Source organism: Lysobacter sp. 5GHs7-4 (assembly GCF_021284765.1).
GTDB lineage: Bacteria > Pseudomonadota > Gammaproteobacteria > Xanthomonadales > Xanthomonadaceae > Lysobacter.
In genome coordinates, this window is record NZ_CP089924.1 from 3,103,055 (window position 1) to 3,125,887 (window position 22,833).

The 22,833-nt window shown below is 68.6% G+C and carries 17 protein-coding genes and 2 tRNA genes; 9 read left to right on the forward strand and 10 right to left on the reverse strand.

Translation table 11 applies throughout. The features are described 5' to 3' along the window. Positions 1-4 precede the first annotated feature (4 nt). The 4 genes from kdpB (at position 5) to LVB77_RS14035 (ending at position 6,126) form a co-directional block, all read left to right on the forward strand. A complete protein-coding gene (gene kdpB, locus LVB77_RS14020; protein ID WP_232906710.1) occupies positions 5-2,056 on the forward strand; it encodes a potassium-transporting ATPase subunit KdpB in 2,052 nt (683 codons plus the stop codon). Positions 2,057-2,065: 9 nt separating this feature from the next. Next, complete coding sequence (kdpC, locus tag LVB77_RS14025; protein WP_232906711.1) at positions 2,066-2,668, forward strand: potassium-transporting ATPase subunit KdpC; 603 nt, start codon at positions 2,066-2,068, stop codon at positions 2,666-2,668. Between the two features lie 78 nt (positions 2,669-2,746). After that, a complete protein-coding gene (locus LVB77_RS14030; protein WP_232906712.1) occupies positions 2,747-5,410 on the forward strand; it encodes a sensor histidine kinase KdpD in 2,664 nt (887 codons plus the stop codon). Next, positions 5,407-6,126, forward strand: a complete 720-nt coding sequence (locus LVB77_RS14035) for a response regulator (RefSeq protein ID WP_232906713.1) — start codon at positions 5,407-5,409, stop codon at positions 6,124-6,126. The genes LVB77_RS14030 and LVB77_RS14035 overlap by 4 nt, the downstream gene beginning before the upstream one ends. Positions 6,127-6,800: 674 nt before the next feature. On the opposite strand, the gene LVB77_RS14040 is transcribed toward LVB77_RS14035, so the two are convergent. The 7 genes from LVB77_RS14040 to lexA all read right to left on the reverse strand — a co-directional run bounded on the left by LVB77_RS14040 (position 6,801) and on the right by lexA (position 12,863). Further along, positions 6,801-6,877, reverse strand: a tRNA-Arg gene (locus LVB77_RS14040). A 141-nt stretch (positions 6,878-7,018) separates the two neighbouring features. After that, positions 7,019-7,111: transfer RNA gene (locus LVB77_RS14045), tRNA-Ser, on the reverse strand. A 69-nt stretch (positions 7,112-7,180) separates the two neighbouring features. Next, positions 7,181-7,384 carry a carbon storage regulator CsrA gene (csrA, locus tag LVB77_RS14050; RefSeq protein ID WP_055899964.1) on the reverse strand — a complete coding sequence of 68 codons (204 nt, stop codon included), beginning with the start codon at positions 7,382-7,384 and terminating at the stop codon, positions 7,181-7,183. A 156-nt stretch (positions 7,385-7,540) separates the two neighbouring features. Continuing rightward, positions 7,541-10,174, reverse strand: coding sequence for an alanine--tRNA ligase (gene alaS, locus LVB77_RS14055; protein WP_232906714.1), 2,634 nt, complete (start codon positions 10,172-10,174; stop codon positions 7,541-7,543). Positions 10,175-10,345: 171 nt separating this feature from the next. Next, a complete protein-coding gene (gene recX, locus LVB77_RS14060; RefSeq protein WP_232906715.1) occupies positions 10,346-10,888 on the reverse strand; it encodes a recombination regulator RecX in 543 nt (180 codons plus the stop codon). Positions 10,889-10,946: 58 nt separating this feature from the next. Next, entirely contained in the window at positions 10,947-11,984 is a 1,038-nt protein-coding gene (recA, locus tag LVB77_RS14065; RefSeq protein ID WP_232906716.1) for a recombinase RecA, read from the reverse strand. Between the two features lie 231 nt (positions 11,985-12,215). Next, the gene (gene lexA / locus LVB77_RS14070; RefSeq protein WP_232906717.1) at positions 12,216-12,863 is read right to left on the reverse strand and encodes a transcriptional repressor LexA; all 648 of its coding nucleotides are present in this window, start codon (positions 12,861-12,863) and stop codon (positions 12,216-12,218) included. 115 nt (positions 12,864-12,978) lie between these two features. Between lexA and LVB77_RS14075 the strand changes: the two genes are divergently transcribed. After that, the gene (locus tag LVB77_RS14075; RefSeq protein ID WP_232906718.1) at positions 12,979-13,920 is read left to right on the forward strand and encodes a bifunctional helix-turn-helix transcriptional regulator/GNAT family N-acetyltransferase; all 942 of its coding nucleotides are present in this window, start codon (positions 12,979-12,981) and stop codon (positions 13,918-13,920) included. A 22-nt stretch (positions 13,921-13,942) separates the two neighbouring features. On the opposite strand, the gene LVB77_RS14080 is transcribed toward LVB77_RS14075, so the two are convergent. Beyond that, on the reverse strand, positions 13,943-14,440 hold the full coding sequence (locus LVB77_RS14080) for a CinA family protein (RefSeq protein ID WP_232906719.1): 498 nt from the start codon (positions 14,438-14,440) through the stop codon (positions 13,943-13,945). 306 nt (positions 14,441-14,746) lie between these two features. On the opposite strand from LVB77_RS14080, the gene LVB77_RS14085 reads away from it, so the two are divergent. Beyond that, positions 14,747-14,965, forward strand: a complete 219-nt coding sequence (locus tag LVB77_RS14085) for a hypothetical protein (RefSeq protein WP_232906720.1) — start codon at positions 14,747-14,749, stop codon at positions 14,963-14,965. A 125-nt stretch (positions 14,966-15,090) separates the two neighbouring features. On the opposite strand, the gene LVB77_RS14090 is transcribed toward LVB77_RS14085, so the two are convergent. Next, positions 15,091-17,688 (reverse strand): TonB-dependent receptor, encoded by a 2,598-nt coding sequence (locus LVB77_RS14090; protein WP_232906721.1) that lies wholly within the window; start codon positions 17,686-17,688, stop codon positions 15,091-15,093. An 836-nt stretch (positions 17,689-18,524) separates the two neighbouring features. After that, a complete protein-coding gene (galE, locus tag LVB77_RS14095) occupies positions 18,525-19,589 on the reverse strand; it encodes a UDP-glucose 4-epimerase GalE (RefSeq protein ID WP_232910300.1) in 1,065 nt (354 codons plus the stop codon). Between the two features lie 217 nt (positions 19,590-19,806). Here galE and LVB77_RS14100 point away from each other — a divergent pair, with 217 nt between their 5' ends. From LVB77_RS14100 to LVB77_RS14110, 3 genes are all read left to right on the forward strand, one after another. Further along, on the forward strand, positions 19,807-21,102 hold the full coding sequence (locus LVB77_RS14100) for a nucleotide sugar dehydrogenase (protein WP_232906722.1): 1,296 nt from the start codon (positions 19,807-19,809) through the stop codon (positions 21,100-21,102). A 5-nt stretch (positions 21,103-21,107) separates the two neighbouring features. Beyond that, positions 21,108-22,115, forward strand: a complete 1,008-nt coding sequence (locus LVB77_RS14105) for an NAD-dependent epimerase (RefSeq protein WP_232906723.1) — start codon at positions 21,108-21,110, stop codon at positions 22,113-22,115. An 84-nt stretch (positions 22,116-22,199) separates the two neighbouring features. Beyond that, positions 22,200-22,817 carry an XrtA/PEP-CTERM system exopolysaccharide export protein gene (locus LVB77_RS14110; protein ID WP_232906724.1) on the forward strand — a complete coding sequence of 206 codons (618 nt, stop codon included), beginning with the start codon at positions 22,200-22,202 and terminating at the stop codon, positions 22,815-22,817. The last annotated feature ends 16 nt before the right edge of the window (positions 22,818-22,833 follow it).

Here is a 22,833-nt window from a genome sequence, read left to right on the forward strand (position 1 = left end):
TCCCATGAGCGAACACATCCATCCGGCCGGCCAACGCCGCCTCGCCGCGGGCCTGGACGCCGACGCCTTGCGCGCCGTCGCCCTCGCCTCCTTCCGCAAACTGTCGCCGCGCCAGGCCCAGCGCAGCCCGGTGATGGCGATCGTGCTGCTGGGCACGGTCCTGTCCGCGCTGATCACCGCTGTCGTGCCCGGCGATACCGGTTTCGGTATCGCGGTGACGCTGGTCCTGTTCGTCACCGTGCTGTTCGCGAACTTCGCCGAGGCGGTCGCCGAAGCGCGCGGCCGCGGCCAGGCCGCCTCGTTGCGCGCCGCGCGCCGCGATCTGGTCGCGCGCCGCATCGACGGCAACGAGACCGGCGGTAGCCGCATCGAAACGCGCGTGGCCGCGACCCTGCTCAAGCCCGGCGATCACGTGATCGTGTCGGAGAACGAATTGATTCCCGCCGACGGCGAAATCGTCGAAGGCATGGCCAGCGTCAACGAAGCGGCGGTGACCGGCGAGTCCGCGCCGGTGCTGCGCGAAGCCGGCACCGACCGCTCCGGCGTGATCGGCGGCACCAAGGTGCTGTCCGACTGGATCGTGGTGCGGGTCAGCGCCGAGCCCGGCGGCAGCTTCCTCGACCGCATGATCGCCCTGGTCGAAGGCGCCAATCGGCAGAAGACGCCCAACGAGATCGCGCTGACCATGCTGCTGGCGGCGATGACGCTGACCTTCCTGATCGTGGTCGCCAGCCTGCCGCTGCTGGCCAGCTTCGTCGGCGCCCAGCTCGACCCGCTGCTGCTGATCGCGCTGCTGGTGTGCCTGATCCCGACCACCATCGGCGGCTTGCTGCCGGCGATCGGCATCGCCGGCATGAACCGCGCGCTGTCGGCCAACGTGCTGGCCAAGTCCGGCAAGGCGGTGGAAGTGGCCGGCGACGTCGACGTGCTGCTGCTGGACAAGACCGGCACCATCACCCACGGCGATCGTCAGGCGACCGCGTTCCATCCGCTGGCCGGCGTCGACCGCGACCAGCTGCGCGATGCGGCCTTGCTGTCCTCGCTGGCCGACCCGACCCCGGAGGGCAAATCCATCGTGCGCCTGGCGCGCGAGCAGCGCAGCGCCGTCGCCGAGCCCGAGCGCGCGCATTACCTGCAGTTCACCGCGCAGACGCGCATGTCCGGCGTCGATCTCGACGACGGGCGCGCGATCCGCAAGGGCGCCGGCGACGCCATCGCCCGCCACGTGCAGTCGCTGGGCGGCCAGGCGGCGCCGGAACTGGCGGCACGCATCGAACAGGTCGCGCGCGGTGGCGCCACGCCGCTGGTGGTGTCCGAAGGCCGGCACGTGCTGGGCGTGGTGGAGCTGTCGGACGTGGTCAAGCACGGCGTCAAGGAACGCTTCGCGCGTCTGCGCGCGATGGGCGTGCGCACGGTGATGATCACCGGCGACAACCCGCTGACCGCGGCGGCGATCGCCGCCGAGGCCGGCGTCGACGACTACATCGCCGAGGCGCGGCCGGAGGACAAGCTGGCGCGCATCCGCGCCGAGCAGGCCGGCGGCCGGCTGGTGGCGATGGTCGGCGACGGCACCAACGACGCCCCCGCGCTGGCCCAGGCCGATGTCGGCCTGGCGATGAACTCCGGCACGCAGGCGGCCAAGGAAGCCGGCAACATGGTCGATCTGGATTCCGATCCGGCCAAGCTGCTGGCGGTGGTCGAGGTCGGCAAGCAGCAGCTGATCACGCGCGGCGCGCTGACCACGTTCTCGCTGGCCAACGACGTGTCCAAGTACTTCGCGATCCTGCCGGCGCTGTTCGCCGCGGCGATCCCGCAAATGGCCGCGCTCAACGTGATGCGCCTGTCCAGTCCGACCAATGCGGTGCTGGCGGCGTTGATCTTCAACGCGCTCATCATTCCCGCGCTGATTCCGCTGGCGCTGGCCGGCGTGCGCTTCAAGCCCGCCAGCGCGGTGGTGCTGCTGCGCCGGAACATGCTGGTCTACGGCCTCGGCGGCGTATTGCTGCCGTTCGCGGGCATCAAGCTGATCGACATGGCCCTGGCGGCGATTTCCTGAGGAACTGCGATGAACGATTCTTCCCACCCGCAAGCCGCGGTCATCGACGACCGTATCGCGCTGCGCGCACCGCTGCTGTTCGCTTTGCTGGTCCTGCTCGGCTTCGGCCTGCTGTACTGCCTGCTCGGTACCGCGCTGGGCCGCCTCGCCTTTCCCTGGCAGGCCACCGGCAGCCTGGCGGTGGAGCACGGCCGGGTACGCGGCTCGACCCTGATCGCGCAGCCGTTCGAGGACGCACGCTACTTCCAGCCGCGCCCCTCCGCCGCCGGCTACGACCCGATGGCCGCGGCCGGCAGCAATCTGGCGCGCAGCAATCCCGAACTGCGCAAGCGCATCGCCGCCACCGCGCTGGCCGTCGCCGAGCGCGACGGCATCGCCGCGACCGAAGTGCCGGCCGAACTGCTCACCCAATCGGGCGGCGGACTGGACCCGCACCTGTCGCCGCGCGCGGCCCAGGTGCAGGTCGCGCGCGTCGCCCGCGCGCGCGGCCTGGACCCGGCGACGGTCGATGCGATGCTCGTGGCGCATACCGAGCCGCGTCAGTTCGGCGTCTTGGGCGAACCGCGCGTCAATGTGCTGGAACTCAATCTGGCCCTGGATGCCCGCCGCTGAGCCACGGCGTCGCGGCGCGCGCCGCCGCGACGCTGGTTTCATTCGCCGCCCACCTCGCATCAGCGCACAATGCCCGCCATGACCGACGCCCGCAGCGCCCAGGCCGACGCCTTGATCGGCGAGCTCCAACGCCAGGGCGCGGGCCGCCTCACGGTCTTCCTCGGTGCCGCGCCCGGCGTGGGCAAGACCTACGCCATGCTCGGCCGCGCGCGCGAATTGCAGCGCCGCGGCATCGACGCGGTGGTCGGCATCGTCGAGACCCACGGCCGCGCCGAAACCGGTGCGCTGCTCGACGGACTGGAGGTGCTGCCGCGCAAGCGCGTGGACTACCAGGGACGCACCCTCCAGGAAATGGACCTGGACGCCCTGCTCGCACGCCGGCCCAAGCTGGCGCTGGTGGACGAGCTGGCGCACCGCAACGCGCCCGGCAGCCGCCACGAACGGCGCTGGCAGGACGTGGCCGAACTGCTGGACGCCGGCATCGACGTCTACAGCACGGTCAATATCCAGCACCTGGAAAGTCTCAACGACGTCGTCCACCGCATCACCGGCGTACGCGTCGGCGAGACCGTGCCCGACGCCCTGTTCGACCGCCTGCGCGACATCGTCCTGGTCGACCTGCCGCCGCGCGAGCTGATCGAGCGCCTGCAACAGGGCAAGGTCTACGTGCCCGAGCAGGCCGCGCACGCGCTGCAGGCGTTCTTCTCTCCCAGCAACCTGACCGCCCTGCGCGAACTGGCGATGCAGACCGCGGCCGACCGCGTCGACAACGACCTGCGCGAAGCGCAGACCGCGCGCGGCCTGCCCGGCGTGCCGCTGCGCCGCGGCGTGCTGGTCGCGATCGACGGCCGCGGCCAGTCCGAATACCTGGTGCGGATCGCGCGGCGCCTGGCCGAGCGCCGCGACGCGCCCTGGACCGTGGTCACCGTGCAGACCGGCGCGGCGGCGGACGACGCGCGGCAGTTGGAACTGGACCGCGCCTTCGCCCTCGCGCGACGGCTCGGCGGCGACGCGGTGCTGCTGCACGGCACCAGCATCGTCGATGCCTTGCTCGACCATGCCGCGCGCGCCGGCGCCAGCGCGATCGTGCTCGGGCGCACGCGCGAGCGCCCGTTCGCGCGCATGTTCAACCGCACCCTCACCCAGCAGCTGATCCAGCGCGGCGCGCACTACGAGCTGACCATCGTGAGCACGCCGGAAGCGCGCGCCAAGGCGCGCCGCGCGCGGCGTCCGCTGGGCGGCCTGCTGACGCGGTCCGATGCCGGTCTGGCCGCGATCGCGGCGGCGGCGGCCACCGCGCTGGCCTGGGTCGCCGAACGCTGGATCGGCCTGGACGATCTGTCGCTGATCTTCATCGTCGCGGTGGTGGTGGTGGCCGCGCGCACGCGCATGGCCGCGGCGGTGATCGCGGCGGTGCTGTGTTTCTTCGCCTACAACTTCTTCTTCATCGATCCGCGCTACACGCTGCTGATCGGCGCCAGCCAGGGCGTGACCACGGTGGTGCTGTTCCTGGTCGCGGCGCTGGTCGCCGGCCGGCTCGCGTCCAAGCTGCGCATGCAGGTGCTGGCGCTGCGCGCGGCCAACGCGCACGCGATCGCGCTGCAGGCGCTGGGCCGGCAGCTCGCTGCCGCTGCCGACCTCGGCCAGGTGACGCGGGCCGGGCGCGAGGCGCTGCGCGCGTCGCTGGGCGCCGACGCGATCGTGCGCATCGGCGAAGCCGACTGGACCGGCGCGCAGGCGCCCGAACTGAACGACAAGGACCGTGCCGCGGCCGACTGGAGCCTGCGCCATCGCCAGCCCGCGGGGCGCTACACCGACACTCTCGCCGGCTCGGACTGGTGGTTCCTACCGCTGGCCAGCGGCGATTCCGGCGGCGTGATCGGCCTGCGCTTCCCGTCGACGGTCGGCCGCCTCGGCCAGGAACAGCAACGCCTCGCCGAGGCCATGGCCGAGGACATCGCGCAGGCGGCGGTCCGCACGCGTCTGGTCGCCGACCTGGAGAACGCGCGCGTCAGCGGCGAGACCGAACGCCTGCGCTCGGCGCTGCTGTCGTCGGTGTCGCACGACCTGCGCTCGCCGTTGGCGGCGATCATCGGCGCCGCCAGCAGCCTGGACAGCTACGGCGAGGCGATGAGCCGCGAGGACCGCCACAGCCTGCTCGACACCGTCCGGGTCGAAGGCGAGCGCCTGGACCGTTACATCCAGAACCTGCTCGACATGACCCGGCTCGGCCACGGCGGGCTCACCCTCAACCGCGACTGGATCGGCGTCGACGAGCTGATCGGTTCGGCGGTCACCCGCCTGCAGCGCTACCAGCCCGATGCGCGCTTCGAAGTGCGGCTGGAGCCGGAGCTGGCGCCGATCTGGGTGCATCCGGCCCTGGTCGAACAGGCCTTGTTCAACGTGCTGGAAAACGCCGCCAAGTTCTCGCCGGCCGGCGCCGCGGTCGCGGTGGAAGCGCGCCGTGTAGACGGCCAGTTGCGCATCGACGTGCGCGATCGCGGGCCCGGTATTCCCGAGGACGAGCGCAAGCGCATCTTCGACATGTTCTACAGCGTGGAGCGTGGCGACCGCGGCCGCCAGGGCACGGGCTTGGGGCTGGCGATCTGCCAGGGCATGATCGGCGCCCACGGCGGCAGCGTCGAGGCGCTGCCCGGCGCGCCCGACGGCGACGATCGTCGCGGCACCACGATCCGCATTACCCTGCCCCCCATCGAATCCGCCGCACCCGCTATCCCATGACGCAGGACCCCGCCGCCGCCATCGCCTCGCAGACCGCACGCGTGCTGGTGATCGACGACGAGCCGCAGATCCGCAAGTTCCTCGACATCAGCCTGCGCGCGCAGGGCTATGCGGTGGAAACCGCGGACAGCGGCGGCGGCGGACTGGAGGCGCTGGCGACGCACGGCGCCGATCTGGTGATCCTGGACCTGGGCCTGCCGGATCGCGACGGCCACGAGGTACTGCGCGAGCTGCGCCAGTGGTCGTCGGTGCCGGTGATCCTGCTGACCGTGCGCGCCGGCGAAGCCGAGAAGGTCGCCGCGCTGGATGCCGGCGCCAACGACTACGTGACCAAGCCTTTCGGCGTGCAGGAACTGATGGCGCGCGTACGCGCCCTGCTGCGCTCGCACGCGACCCAGGGCGAGGCGCCGCCGGTGTTCGACGACGGCCGCCTGCGCGTAGACCTGGCGCGGCGAGAAGTGCGCCTGGAGGGCGAAAGCGTCGCGCTGGCGCGCAAGGAGTACGCGCTGCTGGCCCTGCTGGTCCAGCACGCCGGCCGCGTGGTCACGCAGCCGCAGCTGTTGCGCGAACTCTGGGGCCCGACGCATCAGCACGACACGCATTACCTGCGCATCCTGGTCGGCAAACTGCGGCACAAGCTCGGCGACGATGCCGCGGCGCCGCGCTACATCGTCACCGAACCGGGGGTGGGGCTGCGGTTTATCGAGCGGCGGTGAGGCGGATGGGCTTTGCAGGGATCGCTGCGTCGGCACGGGCGTGCGAATCGTCGTCTCAGCGCTTCGGCGGCGCAGGGCTTGGATGCGGGTGGCGAGGTATGCGTGGTGTCGCGGTCGCGGCTTACGCCGCTCCCACAGGGAGCCGGTAGCGATGCGCGGTGGCGTTCGGGTGCCCGCGCGTGCGCTGATCTCGGCGTGTGAGTGACGATCGCGGCTTACGCCGCTCCCACAGAGAGCCTGAAGGTGTGCGCGGAAGCGTCCGGTTGCGCGCTTGTGCGCTGACCGTTGGCGTGTGGGTGGCGCGGTCGCGGCTTACGCCGCTGCTACCTCAAAGCGGGGCGCCGGGATTGGATGCGGGTGGCGACGTATGTGTGGTGTCGCGGTCGCGGCTTATGCCGCTCCTATAGGGAGCCGGTAGCGATGCGCGGTGGCGTTCGGGTGTGCGCGCGTGCGTGATCTCGGCGTGTGAGTGACGATCGCGGCTCACGCCGCTCCCACAGAGAGCCTGAAGGTGTGCGCGGAAGCGTCCGGTTCCGCGCTTGTGCGCTGACCGTTGGCGTGTGGGTGGCGCGGTCGCGGCTTGCGCCGCTCCTACGGTGGGTTCGGGGCTATGTGTCAGGCGCGCAAAAGCAAAAGGCCGGCAATTGCTTGCCGGCCTTTTGCTGTCTTGTAAGTGGCGCGCCCGGAAGGATTCGAACCTCCGACCCCCAAGTTCGTAGCCTGGTGCTCTATCCAGCTGAGCTACGGGCGCGCAGTCGAAGAATTATGACGGAACTGCATGAAATCGTCAAATCTTTCGATGCGTTTTCTGCATTCGATTTGCTTCGCATTCAAGCCGGCGAATCAAACCATCCGCAGACAAAAGCCGCCCCAAGGCGGCCTTCGTAACAACTGGCGGAGACTGAGGGATTCGAACCCTCGATGGAGCTTTTGACCCCATACTCCCTTAGCAGGGGAGCCCCTTCGGCCTCTCGGGCAAGTCTCCGCGGAAACACATACAGCGATCGCGGGCGGGAAGCATAACGGCTCGTCCCGCGCGCGGCAAACCTTTTTATCAGCCTGCCGCGTTCTTGCCCGAATCGTCAGCCGGTTCTTCGCCGCGCTGGATGCGCTGGTAGATCTCTTCGCGATGCACAGCGACATCTTTCGGTGCGGTAATACCGATACGCACCTGGTTGCCCTTGACGCCGAGCACGGTGACGGTCACCGAGTCGCCGATCATCAGGGTCTCACCGACGCGACGCGTCAGGATCAGCATTGGAAAACCTCCTCGTGCCGGCAATTCGTTTGCCGGCGTTGGCGACAATCCGCACACAAAAGTCGCAGAAAGCGCTTACAGTTTTGTACACAAACGTGAACCATCTTAGCCAGCGGCCAAAATCGGCCGCAAGCGATAGAAGTCACTGTTCGCCGTTCAGATTAACCTACTCTCGACCCAGCCCGCGACACCCGCCAGGGCCTGGGACAAGGCAGGGCCGTCGTCTCCGCCGCCCTGCGCCATGTCGGCGCGGCCGCCGCCCTTACCGTTGATCTGACCGGCTACGTGGGCGAGCAGTTCCCCCGCCTTGACCTTGCCGGTCGCGCTTCCATTCACTCCTGCGACCAAGGCCGCCTTCCCCTCGCTGGCGCCTGCCAGCAGGATCACCGCGTCGCCCAGCTGCTGCTTGAGGCGGTCGACCGCCTCGCGCAGGGCCTTGGCGTCGAAGCCTTCCAGGCGGGTCGCGATGACCTTGACCCCCTGGATTTCGGCCGCCGAGGCGGCCAGGTCGGAGGTGGCCCCGGAGGCCGCCTTCGCCTTGATGGTTTCGAGTTCGCGTTCGAGTTTCTTCTGCCGGTCCAACAGCGCCCGCAGCTTGTCGGACAGGTCCGACGGGTTGCCGCCGAGCAGGCGAGCGGCCTCTTCCAGGCGCTGCTCCTCCTCGGCGACGTGATCCAGCGCGCCCTGCCCGGTCAGCGCCTCGATCCGGCGCACGCCGGCCGACACGCCGCCTTCGGCGAGGATCTTGAACAGTCCGATATCGCCGGTCCGCGAGACATGGGTGCCTCCGCAGAGCTCGGTCGAGGTCTCGCCCATGCGCAGCACGCGCACGCGGTCGCCGTACTTCTCGCCGAACAGCGCCAGAGCGCCGAAATCCAGGGCTTCCTGCATGCCCATCTGATGGACTTCGGCGGCGTGATTGCCGCGCACCTCGGCGTTGACCTGGCGCTCGATCTGCGCGAGTTCGGCATCGGTCAGCGGCTGGAAATGGGCGAAGTCGAAACGCAGGCGGTCGGGTGCGACCAGCGAGCCCTTCTGCACCACGTGGTCGCCCAGCACTTGGCGCAACGCGGCGTGCAGCAGGTGGGTGGCGGAATGGTTGAGCACGGTGGCGGCGCGGCGCGGCGCATCGACGGCGCCCAGCACGCGGTCGCCGCGGCGCAGGGTGCCGGCCGCCAGACGGCCGACGTGGCCGTGGAACTGGCCGGCGAACTTCTGCGTGTCGCGGACCAGGAAACGGGTGCCCGCCTCGTCCAGCTCGCCGGCGTCGCCGACCTGGCCGCCGCTTTCGGCATAGAACGGGGTGCGGTCGAGGATGACCACGGCCTCGTCGCCGGCTTCGATCAGATCGACCGGGCGGCCGTCCTTGAGCAGGGCCACGACTTCCAGGCCGCCCTCGGTCAGACGCTCGTAGCCCAGGAACTGGGTCGGCGCCAGCTGCGCGGCGAGTTCGGCCGGCATGGTGGTGGCGTTGCCGAACTTGCCGGCTTCGCGCGCGCGGCGCTTTTGCTCTTCCATCGCGGCGTCGAAGCCGGCCATGTCCACCGACAGGCCGCGCTCGCGCGCGATGTCGGCGGTCAGGTCGACCGGGAAACCGTAAGTGTCGTACAGGCGGAACGCGTCGGCGCCCGGGATCGCATCCTGGGAGCGTGCGGCGACCTCGTCGAAGATGCGCATGCCCGAGTCCAGGGTCTCGGCGAAGCGCTCCTCTTCGGCCTGCAGCGCGCGCTCGACCAGCTCGCGCTTGGCCGGCAGTTCCGGATAGGCGTCGCCCATGACTTCGACCAGCGCGGCGACCATGCGGTGGAAGAACGGCTGCTTCTGGCCCAGCATCCAGCCATGGCGCAGGGCGCGGCGGATGATCCGGCGCAGCACGTAGCCGCGGCCTTCGTTGGACGGCAGCACGCCGTCGACGATCAGGAACGAGCAGGCGCGGATGTGATCGGCGATCACGCGCAGCGACTTGTTGTCCAGGTCGGCGGTGGAGGTGAATTCCGCGGCGGCCTGGATCAGGCGCCGGAACAGGTCGATTTCGTAGTTGCTGTGCGCGTGCTGCAGCACCGCGGCCAGACGCTCCAGGCCCATGCCGGTGTCGACGCAGGGCGCCGGCAGCGGCACCAGGCTGCCGTCGGGCTGGCGGTCGAACTGCATGAACACCAGGTTCCAGATCTCGATGTAGCGATCGCCGTCCTCGTCGGGCGAACCCGGCGGGCCGCCGGCGATGTGCTCGCCGTGGTCGTAGAAGATCTCGGTGCACGGGCCGCAGGGGCCGGTGTCGGCCATCTGCCAGAAATTGTCCGAGGCGTAGGGCGCGCCCTTGTTGTCGCCGATGCGGACGATGCGATCGGCGGGCACGCCGATCTTCTTGTGCCAGATGTCGAAGGCTTCGTCGTCGGTGTGGTAGACCGTGACCAGCAGGCGCTCGGGCGCCAGGCCCCAGACGCCGGTCAGCAGCTCCCAGGCCCAGGCGATCGCGTCTTCCTTGAAGTAGTCGCCGAACGACCAGTTGCCCAGCATCTCGAAGAAGGTGTGGTGGCGCGCGGTGTAACCGACCTGGTCGAGGTCGTTGTGCTTGCCGCCGGCCCGCAGGCAGCGCTGCACGTCGGCCGCGCGCACGTAGCCGAGCTTCTCGCTGCCGAGAAACACGTTCTTGAACTGGACCATGCCCGAGTTGGTGAACAGCAGGGTCGGGTCGTTGGCCGGCACCAGGGGCGCAGACGGAACGATGGTGTGACCCTTGCCGCGGAAGAACTCGAGGAAATCGCTACGGATTTCGTTGGTGGTTTTCATGCCTGACGCGCGAACTCGACTCGATAGGACCGGTCTGGACTGATGGCCCAGGCCCTCTGCCCTCACGATGGGGGCGTCGACTGGAACAGGCAACCCAAAACCCGAAAGCCGCGTAGCCTAACAGGCTCCGGGCCAGGTTGCGCGGGGTCCGCAGCCGTTTTCGGCTTGCGTTCAGTCGTCCGAATCGAAACGAGTCGCTTTTCGCACCCGTTCGCCGTCGAAACCACGGCGTATCAGCAAGTCGGCGGCCTTGCGGCGCAGGGCCGGATCCTCGCTCAAGGCCTCTCCGTAGCGGCGCCGGACCAGGTCGCGCGCGTTCTCCAGCCAGTCGCCGTCGTAGCTGTCCAGCGCGCGGGCGATGGCCTCGCTGTCCAGGCCGTGGGTGGCCAGCTCGGCACGGACCCGGATCGGGCCGTAACCGCCGTTGGCGCGGCTGCGGACCAGGCTTTCGGCGAAACGGCCGTCGTCCTGCCAGCCCAGGCCGGACAGGGCCTCGATGGCGGTCTCGACCTGCGCGGCGTCCATGCCGCGCGAGGTGAGTTTGCGTTGCAGCTCCTTCCTGGAGTGCTCGCGCCGGGTCAGCAGACCCAGGGCGCGTTGGGTCGGGCTCTGCTCGCGACCGCCGCGGCGGCGCCCGGAACGTTCGCCCTCGGGAGCCCCGTCCTGGCCGGAATCGGCCTGCGGCGAGGTCTTCGGCGGTGGGTCGTCGTGCATGTCCAGTCGGTCTCAGGCCCAGGCCGGACGCCGGCGGATCCCGCCGGCGCCCCCTGCCTCAATCTTCCGCGCCGTCCTCGCCGGCTTCGTCGCGCTTGGCCTCGGCCGGCACGAACTTCTCGCGCAGCGCGGCTTCGAGGCGCGTGGCGACCTCGGGGTTTTCCTTGAGGTACTGGCGTGCGTTTTCCTTGCCCTGGCCGATACGCTCGTCGCCGCAGCTGTACCAGGCGCCCGACTTCTCGACCAGCTTGGCTTCCACGCCCATGTCGATCAGTTCGCCCTCGCGCGAGATGCCTTCGCCGTAGAGGATTTCGGTGACGACCTGCTTGAACGGGGGCGCCATCTTGTTCTTGACGACCTTGATCTTGGTCTGGTTGCCGATGATCTCGTCGCCCTTCTTGATCGCGCCGATGCGGCGGATGTCCAGGCGCACCGAGGCGTAGAACTTGAGCGCGTTGCCGCCGGTGGTGGTTTCCGGGCTCTGGCCCGGCATCATCACGCCGATCTTCATGCGCAGCTGGTTGATGAAGATCACCAGGGTGTTGGAGCGCTTGATGTTGCCGGTCAGCTTGCGCAGCGCCTGCGACATCAGACGCGCCTGCAGGCCCGGCAGCTGGTCGCCCATTTCGCCTTCGATTTCGGCCTTGGGGGTCAGCGCGGCGACCGAGTCGACCACGACCATATCCACCGCCGCCGAACGCACCAGCATGTCGGCGATTTCCAGCGCCTGCTCGCCGGTGTCGGGCTGCGAGACCAGCAGGTCGTCGATGTTGACGCCCAGCTTGGCCGCGTAGATCGGGTCCAGGGCGTGCTCGGCGTCGATGAAGGCGGCGGTGCCGCCGTTCTTCTGGCACTGGGCGATGGCCTGCAGGGTCAGGGTGGTCTTGCCCGAGGATTCCGGACCGTAGATCTCGACCACGCGCCCCTTAGGCAGGCCGCCGATGCCGAGCGCGATGTCGAGCATCAGCGAACCGGTGCCGATGACCTCGGCGGCTTCGACCGCACGGTCGCCCATGCGCATCACCGAGCCCTTGCCGAACTGCTTCTCGATCTGGCCCAGGGCGGCCGACAGGGCGCGCTTCTTGTTCTCGTCCATCGTGGTGTGTCCTTAAAGAGTCGGTGTCGTGTTGGAAGTCACTGTAGAGGACGCGGATCGCACGGATTGAGACCGTCGCGCCCTCGATGAAAATTTATGTCGCCGGCCGGGGGCGCCGCAGTTGGACTAGCCCCCACGCGCTTGTCGGATTTCTCCGCGGCGCGCGCCGGGAAATTCCGACGCGACCCAGCCCATACCCGAACCGCGAGCGAGCATTCGTGCCGGTCGCGCTCACCGGTTGGGCCGCACCAAACCGCAGTACAAGCCCTCGATCGCGAAATCCTGATCGGGCTGGACCTCGATCGGCGCGTAGTCGGGGTTGCGCGGCAGCAGGCGGATGCGGTCCTTGCCGATCTTCAGCAGCTTGACGGTAATCTCGTCGTCGATGCGCGCGACCACGATCTGGCCCGAGCGCGCATCGCCGGTGCGGTGCACGCCGATCAGGTCGCCGTCGAAAATGCCCTCGTCGCGCATCGAATCGCCTTTGACCTTGAGCAGATAGTCCGGCGACGGAAAGAACATGTTGCGGTCGAGCAGGACGTAGTTGTCGGCGTCGAGCTGAGCGCCGGAACCGATCGGCCTGCCGGCCGCGACCTGGCCCAGCACCGGCAGGCGCAGCGCCTCGTCGTTGGCGGCCGGCAGGGCCAGCCGGCCCTGCTGCGAGGGCGGCGGCTGCAGCACGCGGATGCCGCGCGCGCGGCCCGGGGTGCGCTCGATCGCGCCCGCCGCCTCCAGCGCCTCGAGGTGGTACTGCGCGGCTCGCACGCCCTTGAAGCCGAACGCCTTGGCGATTTCGGTCTGCGACGGCGGGAACCCCTCGGCTTCGATCCGTTCCGCGATCAGCGCGAGCATGGCTTGCTGGGTATCGGTCAGGTCCATGGTTAGCAGTATTACTACTAACAACCGGTCGGATCAAGGCCGCTCGTCCGGATTTTATTTGACTAAGTCAAATATATCTCGGACAGTGGACGCCCAACCCCGCCCCGAGACCGCCATGGCCGCCGAAGTCGAGACCGCCCAGGTCGAAGCCGTCCGCGCCTTCAATCGCTACTACACGCGCCGCATCGGGGTGCTGCGGGAAGGCCTGCTGGACAGCGGCTACTCGCTGACCCAGGCGCGCGTGCTGTTCGAACTCGCGCAGCGCGAACCGGTGGCGGCGCGCGCGATCGGCGATGCGCTGGAGTTGGACCCGGGCTACCTGAGCCGGATCCTGCAGGGTTTCGTCGACGCGGGGCTGATCGCCAAGACGCGTTCCGAGCAGGACGCGCGCAGCTACGTGCTGACCCTCTCGGCGCTGGGGCGCGAAGCCTATGCGCAACTCGATCGCAGCTCGCACCGACTCACCGCGGACATGCTCGCGCCGCTGTCGCCGCCGCAACGCGATCGCCTGCTGCACGCGTTCGTCGACATCGAGGACGCGCTGACGCCGCAGACCCTGCCGGCCGCACAGCGCCTGCTGATCCGCGAGCGCGGCATCGGCGACCTGGGCTGGGCCATCGAGCGCCACGGCCGTCTGTATGCGGACGAATACGGCTGGAATCAGGACTTCGAAGCGCTGGTCGCCAAGCTGTTCGCCGACTTCGCCAACCAGCACGATCCGCAGCGCGAGCGCTGCTGGATCGCCGAACTGGACGGCGAACGGGTCGGCTGCGTGTTCGTGGTGCGCAACCAGGAGCAGGCCGACACCGCGCAGCTGCGCTGCCTGCTGGTCGATCCGCGCGCGCGCGGGCTGGGCGTGGGCGGCCGCCTGGTCGATACCTGCCTGACGTTCGCGCGCGCGGCCGGCTATGCGCGCATGCGCCTATGGACCAACGACATCCTGATCGGCGCGCGCCGGATCTACGAACAACGCGGCTTCCACCTGATCGAGCAATACCCGCACCACAGCTTCGGCCACGACCTGGTCGGCCAGATATGGGAACGCGCGCTGGACTGAGCGATGGGCGTGGCGACCGGGCTCAGGTCGCCAGCGCCAGCATGCCCTGCAACGAGGCCGCCACGGTCTGGCGCCGCACCGCCTCGCGGTCGCCAGCGAAATGGAAGACCTCGGCCTTGGGGTAGCCGCCGCGGCGCTTCCAGGCGATCCAGACCGTGCCGACCGGCTTGTCCTCGGTGCCGCCGCCCGGCCCGGCGATGCCGGTGACCGCGACCGCCAGCGTGGCGCCGGTGTTGGCCAACGCGCCGGAAACCATTTCGATCACGGTCTCGCGGCTGACCGCGCCGAACTGCTCCAGGGTCTGCGGCCGCACGCTCAGCAGCGACTGCTTGGCCTCGTAGCTGTAGGCGGCCATGCCGCATTCGAACCAGCCGGAGGAACCGGCGATGTCGGTCAGGGTCTTGGCGATCCAGCCGCCGGTGCAGCTTTCGGCGGTGACCAGCATGTGGTGGTGGCTGCGGGCGGCCTCGCCGAGTTGCTCGGCGAGCTGGTGCAGGGCGGCATCGGAGACGTCGGTCATGCGCGCACTATAGCGGCCGCGGGCGCGGCTGCTTTGCCCGATCGGGCAACGCGGGGGGGGGCGGAGATGGAACGATGCGCCGGTGTCCGGCCGCGGCGTCGATCCGCCAGTCTCGTTGCCGCCGCGCCGATGTCGCCGTCGCGCGGCGCGCGCAAGCGATCGTCGCGAACATGAACATGCTCCGTCGCGACGAATGTTTCGCACCAACTGCGCCGGGTTTTGACGCGATGCGACGTGCAAACCCGCTACCGCGCAAGCACCCTGCGGACACGGCATTCAGCCGTGCATCAAGGAGGACGGTTCGTCATGCGCAGGAAGACTCTGTGGTTGGGCCTGGTTCTGGCCGGCATCGCCGGCATCGCATCGGCCGCCGGCGGCAAGCTGCCGCCTCCGGGCTGGGCCTACACCTATTTCCAGGACGGCCAGGTCGTCGGCCACGCGGTGCACAACCCGTGCACCGGCGAAATCACCGTGACCGGCACCGTGACGGCCGATTACGTCGGCGGGCAGACCGTCAGCTGCTGATCGGCGCCGTCGCTCAGCCGCCACGATGAGCCTAAAAGCCAAGACGCGCGGACCTTTCGATCCGCGCGTCTTGGTTGGTTGCGTGGTGGACGCCGGCTAGCGGCCGGCGCCGCGTCGAGCCGGACTCAGTACGACACCCGGAACGTCACGCCGTAGGTGCGCGGCGCGCCGAGGAAGGCGTTGAACGAGTTGAAGGCGTTGTTGGGCAGCGGCGACACGTTCTGCAGCGGCGCGTCGAAACCGACCTGTGCGTATTCCTCGTCGAACAGGTTCTGACCCCACAGCTCGACCATCCAACGGCGGTCGCGGCGGCCGATGGCGACGCGTGCGTTGACCACGGTGAACGCGCCCTGCTCCTTCTCCGGATCCAGGTCGGAGCCGGTGTTGTAGTCGGACATGTACTTGGCGCCGACGTTGAAGCGCGCCACCAGGTCGCTGGCGAAATTCCAGTCGTAGGTGATCGAGGCCGAACCCGACCAGTACGGCGCGAAGCTGACCTGGCTGCCGGGCAGCTTGTACAGCGCGCCGACCGGCGCGGTGCCGCCGGGAGCGACGAAGTCGGCGCCCGGACGCTCGTCGCCGTAGCGCGTGTCGGCATAGGTCAGGCCGGCCTGGATCATCAGGCCCTTCTGCGGCTGCCACAGCACTTCGGTGTCGATGCCCTGCGAGATCACTTCCGGAATCGAACGCACCACGAAGCTGGTGCCCAGGAAGCTGTTGAGCTGGAAGTCCGAATAGGTCTGGTGGAACAAGGTCGCGTTGAGCAGCAGGTTGCCGTCGGCCCAGGTGGTCTTGGCGCCCAGCTCGAAGCTGTTGACGAACTCGCCCGGGAACGAGGTGTCGTTGACCGGCACGATGCCCTGCCCCGCGCTGGACAGGCCGTTCGCCGACTGCACGCGGTCGAGGTTGAAACCGCCGGCCTTGTAGCCGCGCGCGCCCGACACGTAGGTCATGACGTGGTCGTTCCAGCGGTAGGCCAGCTTCAGCGTGCCCGACCATTCCTTCTCGTCGCTTTCCTGATGGGTGACGCGGCCGTTGTGCAGCGGATTGGCCCAGGGCAGGCAGCTGAAACCGACGATGTTGCTGATGATCGCGGCCTGCTGCGCCGGCGGCAGCGACGCGAACGGCAGGCCGCGCCCGGTCAGCGCCGCGGCGATGCGGCCCTGCGCGGCCGGGCTGACCTGGCCGTTGGGACCGAAGTAGGACGCGCAACCGATGCTGCCGTTGGGGTTGCTGTAACGCGAATCCAGCTCCTTGTTCTCCTGGGTGTAGCGCAGGCCCATGGTGACGTCGAGCGCGTCGGTCGCGTGCCAGGTGTTGTTGGTGAAGAAAGCCTTGGTCTTGGAGTTCTGGCGGTACTTGTCGTCGGCGCCGAAGCCGGCGAAGGCGGTGCCGAACGGGCGCCCGGTGGTCTGCGACAGGAAGGTCGCCGCGGTCGGCGACTGCGCCAGCGCCGGGTTGATCAGCGCCAGCAGCGCGGTCGACAGGTAGGGCTCGTAGGCGTTGCCGATGCGGTAGGTCTCGTTGCGGTTCAAATCCTCGTCGGAGAAGAACAGGCCGAACATCCAGTCGACCTTGTCGGTCGAGCCGGTCAGGCGGAACTCCTGGCTGAAGGTCTTGAACTCGGTCAGCGACTCGTCTTCGTCGGCGTTGCGGTACAGCAGATCGGCGCTGCTGAAGTCGAAGTCCAGGCCGTTGATCGCGCGCCATTCGCGCTTGGCGGTGATCGAGGTCAGGGTGGCGTTGTTGAACCAGGGCGTGATCCAGTTGATCTCGGCCGAAACGCCCTTGTCCTTCATGTCCTGTTCGGTGCTGCGGTTGCTGTAGGCGATGCGTGCGTAGGGATCGGCGACCGGCGCCACGCCGGAATCCGGCGACAGCGCGTCGATGATCGCGCCGGTCGCGCCGCGCACGGTGGTCACGCCCACGCAGCAGTTCTCTTCGCGGCTGGTGAAGTCGCCGATCAGGTTGATGTCCAGGTTCTCGGTGGGTTCCAGCAGCAGCTGCGCGCGCAGGGTATGGAAGTTCTGGTCGAAGTCTTCCTTTTCCTGGCGCGGGCCGGCGCCGGTGCGCACGTCGACGAAACCGTCGCGCTCGCGCTTGGCGCCGTAGACGCGGAACGCGGCGTTGTCGCCGATCGAGGTATTGAACGCGCCGGACACGCCGAGCGCGCCGTAGTTGCCGACGGTGAGCTCGCCCTCGACGCTGGTGTTGTAGTCCGGGCGGCGGGTGATCACGTTGATCACGCCGGCCGAGGTGTTCTTGCCGAACACGGTGCCCTGCGGGCCCTTGAGCACTTCGATGCGCTCGATCTCGCCCAGGTCGCCGAAGCCGACGCCGTTGCGCGGACGGTAGACGCCGTCGATCACGATGCCCACCGACGATTCCAGGCCGGCGTTGTCGCCGACCGTGCCGATGCCGCGGATGCGCGCGGTGGTCTGCGCCTCGCTCTGGGTGCTGGTCACGGTCAGGCCGGGCACCAGCACCTGCAAATCCTTGACGTCGCGCACGCCGGTGTCCTGCAGCAGTTGCTGCGGCAGCGCGGTGATCGCGATCGGCACGTCCTGCAGCGCTTCCTCGCGCTTCTGCGCGGTCACGGTCAGCCCGGACAGCGTGGTCGCTTCCTCCTCCTGGCTCTTGCTGGCTGCGTCCGGCGGCGTGTCCTGCGCATGCAACGGCGCGGCGGTCATCGCCGCCAATGCCGCCGCCACCGCGAAAGACAAACGCCGACGTCCATGGTTCCGTGTTCCCTGGCTAGCCGACTTGCGAGCACTCATCGCGACCTCCCCTGACATTGTTAAACCGCCGGCACCTGCCGGCGGAGACCTGGCCCTGCGAATTGACGACCCTGCGTGACTGCGGCGCGTACCGCGCCCGCGTCCCCTAGACGCGCTTCGTGCGAACGGCTGCATCGACACCACCGAACCGGGACGACGGTCGGGTTAATTGACGCTGCGCACAAAAAGATAGCCGAAGCTAGCATGCCCGTCGCCTGCGTCATGCGGCGCAGCAGCAATCGCACGACCGTTCGTCCGCGAAGCGCGCAGACCGCCTCGGGCGCGGCGACGCCCAGCACACCGACCGCGACTTGCATCAGCCTGCCATGGCAGCGGATGTGGGATGCGTACGTACGTCAACGATGCGATGAGCTACCGCCAGACGGACCGGTTCAAGACCGCCTGCGCGCCGCCAGGCTCGGGGCGGCCGGTCGTCGACGTCACCCTGCGCAACACCCCGCCTGGTTCGGCTTCTAAGCCGACCTGCTCGCCGCGCACGGCGAAGGGCTCAGGCAGGAAGGTCGCCAAGAGGCCCTGAAGTTTTTGGTCGAAGGCCACTGAGGCCGCGCACCGTCGATCCCGCACGCGCCTGGCGTCCGGGCCTACGCGGGCGGCGGTGCCCTGCCGCCCGAAGCGCCCCCCGCATCCGGATCGGGCCGGTCGGCGAGCTGGGCCATCACCGCGGACGACGGCAGGGTTGCGACGCCGGCGGCCCGATAGCCTTGGAAAGGCAGCGCGCACAGAACGGCCGACAGCCGCCCGGGCGGTTCAGTCCGAATGGCTCAAGCCTTTGTTTCTATGGCGTCGAGCGGCAACGACTTCAGCTTCCCCAGCGGTCGTTGATAGCCATCGGGATTGATCGACTGCCAGCGCCACGCGTCGCGGCACATGGCATGTACGTCCAGTCGCGTGCGCCATCCGAGCAGGCGATGGGCGAGCGACGGGTCCGCGTAGACCTGCGCGACATCGCCCCGGCGACGCGCCACGATTTCGTAGGGGATGCTGCATCCGGACGCGCGTTCGAAGGCATGCACCAGCTCCAGCACGCTGATCCCGCGTCCGGTGCCCAGGTTGACGGTGAGGTTGCCTTCGCCGCGCATCAGGTAGTCCAGCGCCGCCACATGCGCCCGGACCAGGTCCATGACGTGTATGTAGTCGCGTATACCGGTGCCGTCGGGGGTCGGGTAGTCGTCGCCGAAGATGCTCAGCTTGCTGCGCCGCCCCGCGGCGACCTGACAGATGTAAGGCATCAGGTTGTTGGGAATGCCCGACGGATCCTCGCCGATCAGACCCGAGGGATGCGCGCCCACCGGGTTGAAGTAGCGCAGATTGGCGGCGCGGAAGGACGCATCGGTACCGCACAGATCGTCGATCAGCTGCTCCATCACCAGCTTGGTGCGGCCATAGGGATTGGTCACGTCCAGCCGCGCCTGTTCGTTGATCGGAACGCTCTGCGGATCGCCGTACACGGTGGCCGACGAGCTGAACACCAAGCGCGCCACGCCCGCTTCGTGCATGGCCCTCAGCAGGTTGATCGCGCCGCAGATATTGTTTTCGAAGTACGCCAACGGCTGCGCGAACGACTCGCCGACGGCCTTGAGCGCGGCGAAGTGCATCACGGCGTCGAAGCGATGGCGCGCGAACAACCGGGCCACGGCCGACTTGCTGCGCAAGTCCAGGCGCTCGCACTCCACCGGCGCGCCGATAATGCGCTGCAAGCGCAGCAGGACGCGCGGCGAGCTGTTCGAGAAGTTGTCGGCGATGACGACGCGATGCCCCCGCTCCGCCAACGCAACGCAGGCGTGGCTGCCGATGTAGCCGGCGCCACCGCATACCAGGACGCACATCGTTGTCTGGCCGGCCATCTGGGTCCGCCGCTGCTGCCCGTATTTCCGGGACAACGCGGAATGCGGGCCCGGGCGTCCAGCCTTGCGGCCGCTTGCCGCCCCCCTTCCTTCCGTCCGTCCGTCGCCCGCTTGTCCGTGATTGCGCGCGGCTGGCGTTAAGCAGCAAGTACGGACGCAGAACCACGGCTTGGAAGTCGACCATCGGGGGGAGGTCCGCTTGGCAAGCAATGCGCCGTTAGTCTCGTTGCACGAGGCCCGTATCGCGGTCCTGGGCCTGGGCTACGTTGGCCTGCCGCTCGCCGCGGCCTTCGGAAAGCGGTTCCCGACCGTCGGATTCGACATCGACGCCGCGCGCGTGGCCGAGCTCCAGCAGCACCGTGACCATACCCGCGAGGTGTCGGCCGAAGCGCTGGGCGAGGCCGCGCTGCTGACGTTCAGCAGCGACCCGGCCTCGCTGGCCGGCTGCAACGTGTTCATCGTGACCGTGCCGACGCCCATCGACGAGTACAAACGCCCCGACCTGCGCCCGCTGGAGTCGGCCAGCCGCACGGTGGGCCGGGCGATCGGGCGCGGCGGCATCGTCATCTACGAGTCGACGGTGTATCCCGGGGCGACGCAGGAGATCTGCGTTCCTATCGTCGAACGCGAATCGAACCTGAGATTCAACCAGGACTTCTACGCCGGCTACAGCCCTGAGCGCATCAATCCGGGCGACCCGCAGCACCGCCTGGAAACCATCATGAAAGTCACTTCCGGTTCGACGCCGGAAGCGGCCGAGCTCGTCGACGCGCTCTACGGGCGGATCGTCAAGGCGGGCACCCACAAGGCGTCCAGCATCCGCGTAGCCGAGGCGGCGAAGGTCATCGAAAACATCCAGCGCGACGTCAACATCGCCCTGATCAACGAATTGGCTCTGCTTTTTCACCGCCTCGACATCGACACCCACGAGGTGCTCGAAGCCGCCGGCACCAAGTGGAACTTCCTGCCGTTCCGTCCGGGCCTGGTCGGCGGCCACTGCATCGGCGTGGACCCCTACTACCTGACGCACAAGGCGCAGCAGATCGGCTATCACCCGGACATGATCCTGGCCGGACGCCGCATCAACGACGGCATGGGCGGCCATGTCGCGCGGCGGGTGGTGAAGCTGATGCGTCAGCGCGATCGGGAACCGAGCCAAGCGCGGGTGTTGGTGCTGGGTCTGGCGTTCAAGGAGAACTGTCCGGACCTGCGCAATACCAAGGTGGTGGACATTATTCGCGAACTCCACTGCTACAACGCCCACGTCGACGTGCACGACCCCTGGGTCGATGCCGGCCATGCGCACGACGAGTACGGCGTGAACCTGGTCGCCGAGCTCGAGCCTGGCCGCTACGACGCCATCGTGCTTGCGGTGGCCCATGGCGAGTTCGTCGCCATGGGCGTGGAGCGGATCCGTCGCCTGGGCGTGCCCGGGGCCGTGCTCTTCGACGTCAAGCGCGCCTTGCCGCGCGCCGGCGTCGACGGTTGTCTGTAACGGCCATGCGCGTCCTGGTCACAGGGGCAGCGGGCTTTATCGGCGCGAAGCTGAGCGAGACGCTGCTCGCGCGAGGCGACGAAGTGTTCGGCTTCGACGACATGAACGCGTATTACGACCCGAGCCTGAAGCAGGCGCGCCTGGCGCGTCTGCTGCCGCATACGAAATTCCGCTTCGTATTGGGCTCGCTCGAGGACCGCGCCGCCGTGGACCAGGCATTCGCCGCGTTCGCGCCCCAGCGGGTCGTGAACCTGGCGGCGCAGGCCGGCGTGCGCTACTCGCTAGAAAACCCGCGCGCCTACATCGACAGCAATGTCGTCGGGTTTCTGAACATCCTGGAAGCCTGCCGCCACCGCGGCGTCGAACACCTGGTGTACGCCTCGTCCAGCTCGGTGTACGGCGCCAATCGCAAACTTCCGTTCTCGGTCGACGACAACGTCGACCATCCGGTGAGCATGTACGCCGCGACCAAGAAGGCAAACGAACTGATGGCGCACACCTACAGCCATCTGTTCGGTCTGCCGACCACGGGGCTGCGCTTCTTCACCGTCTACGGCCCTTGGGGGCGCCCGGATATGGCGCTGTTCGTCTTCACGCGCAAGATCCTCGCCGGCGAGCCGATCGACCTGTTCAATCACGGCCATCACAGCCGCGACTTCACCTACGTCGATGACATCGTCGAGGGCATCGTCCGCACGCTGAATCGGGTCCCCTCCCCCGACCCCGACCCAGCGTTGGCGATGCCCTCCCCCGCCCGCTCCCACGCGCCCTACCGGCTCTACAACATCGGCAACCACCGGCCGGTCGAGCTGTTGCGCTACATCGAAGTGCTCGAGGGTTGCCTGGGGCGAAAATCCGAACGACGCCTGCTGCCCATGCAGCCCGGCGATGTGCCCGATACCTGCGCCGACGTCGAAGCGCTGCGACGGGACGTGGGGTACTCGCCGTCGACCCCGGTCGAGGTCGGCGTCGCGCGGTTCGTCGACTGGTACCGCGACTACTACGGCGCCTGAAGGAACGGGCTCATGCCACCGCTGGATCTGGCCGGGCGCATCGGTGCTCGGCGTTGTTCAAATGGGGTCAATCGGAGAATCGCCATGCGCCTTGCAGCCTCCCTTCTGGCTTTGGGTCTGCCCCTACTGCTCGCCGCTTGCGCCAGTTCGGGGCCGCTCAGTTCGGGCGCCCCGCCGGCCGTCGTCCCGGTCGCGGACGATTACCAGATCGGCGTCGACGACATCGTCCAGGTCTCGGTCTGGCGCAATCCCGAACTGGGCATCACCGCGCCGGTCCGTCCCGACGGCAAGATCTCGGTGCCCCTGATCGGCGACGTCATGGCCGGCGGCCGCTCCCCCGATGCCGTCGCCAAGGAACTGCAGGGAAAGCTCGCGACTTACGTGATCGAGCCGCAGGTGACGGTGATCGTCACCGAACTGCGTAGCCACGAATACCTGTCGCGCGTGCGGGTCACCGGCGCGGTACGCACGCCGGTCTCGATTCCCTATCGCCAGGGCATGACCGTGCTGGATGCGGTCCTCGCCGCCGGCGGCGTCACCGAATTCGCAGCGGCCGACCGCTCCAGCCTGCACCGCAAGAACGGCGACGGCGCGCAGGCCTACGGCGTGCAGCTCGACAACATCCTCAATGCCGGCGATCTCAGCACCAACTACAAGGTCGCCCCCGGCGACGTGATCACGGTACCGGAGCGCGTCTTGTGAACAGTCCCTACGGACA

What these genes read in the sequence shown, in the direction of transcription:
- LVB77_RS14110 (WP_232906724.1), top strand. Translation starts at nt 22,200, where the DNA reads ATGCGCCTTGCAGCCTCCCTTCTGGCTTTGGGTCTGCCCCTACTGCTC.
- alaS (WP_232906714.1), bottom strand. Translation starts at nt 10,174, where the DNA reads ATGAAAACCACCAACGAAATCCGTAGCGATTTCCTCGAGTTCTTCCGC.
- recA (WP_232906716.1), bottom strand. Translation starts at nt 11,984, where the DNA reads ATGGACGAGAACAAGAAGCGCGCCCTGTCGGCCGCCCTGGGCCAGATC.
- LVB77_RS14080 (WP_232906719.1), bottom strand. Translation starts at nt 14,440, where the DNA reads ATGACCGACGTCTCCGATGCCGCCCTGCACCAGCTCGCCGAGCAACTC.
- LVB77_RS14030 (WP_232906712.1), top strand. Translation starts at nt 2,747, where the DNA reads ATGACCGACGCCCGCAGCGCCCAGGCCGACGCCTTGATCGGCGAGCTC.
- LVB77_RS14075 (WP_232906718.1), top strand. Translation starts at nt 12,979, where the DNA reads ATGGCCGCCGAAGTCGAGACCGCCCAGGTCGAAGCCGTCCGCGCCTTC.
- kdpB (WP_232906710.1), top strand. Translation starts at nt 5, where the DNA reads ATGAGCGAACACATCCATCCGGCCGGCCAACGCCGCCTCGCCGCGGGC.
- lexA (WP_232906717.1), bottom strand. Translation starts at nt 12,863, where the DNA reads ATGGACCTGACCGATACCCAGCAAGCCATGCTCGCGCTGATCGCGGAA.
- recX (WP_232906715.1), bottom strand. Translation starts at nt 10,888, where the DNA reads ATGCACGACGACCCACCGCCGAAGACCTCGCCGCAGGCCGATTCCGGC.
- LVB77_RS14085 (WP_232906720.1), top strand. Translation starts at nt 14,747, where the DNA reads ATGCGCAGGAAGACTCTGTGGTTGGGCCTGGTTCTGGCCGGCATCGCC.
- LVB77_RS14105 (WP_232906723.1), top strand. Translation starts at nt 21,108, where the DNA reads ATGCGCGTCCTGGTCACAGGGGCAGCGGGCTTTATCGGCGCGAAGCTG.
- galE (WP_232910300.1), bottom strand. Translation starts at nt 19,589, where the DNA reads ATGTGCGTCCTGGTATGCGGTGGCGCCGGCTACATCGGCAGCCACGCC.
- kdpC (WP_232906711.1), top strand. Translation starts at nt 2,066, where the DNA reads ATGAACGATTCTTCCCACCCGCAAGCCGCGGTCATCGACGACCGTATC.
- csrA (WP_055899964.1), bottom strand. Translation starts at nt 7,384, where the DNA reads ATGCTGATCCTGACGCGTCGCGTCGGTGAGACCCTGATGATCGGCGAC.
- LVB77_RS14035 (WP_232906713.1), top strand. Translation starts at nt 5,407, where the DNA reads ATGACGCAGGACCCCGCCGCCGCCATCGCCTCGCAGACCGCACGCGTG.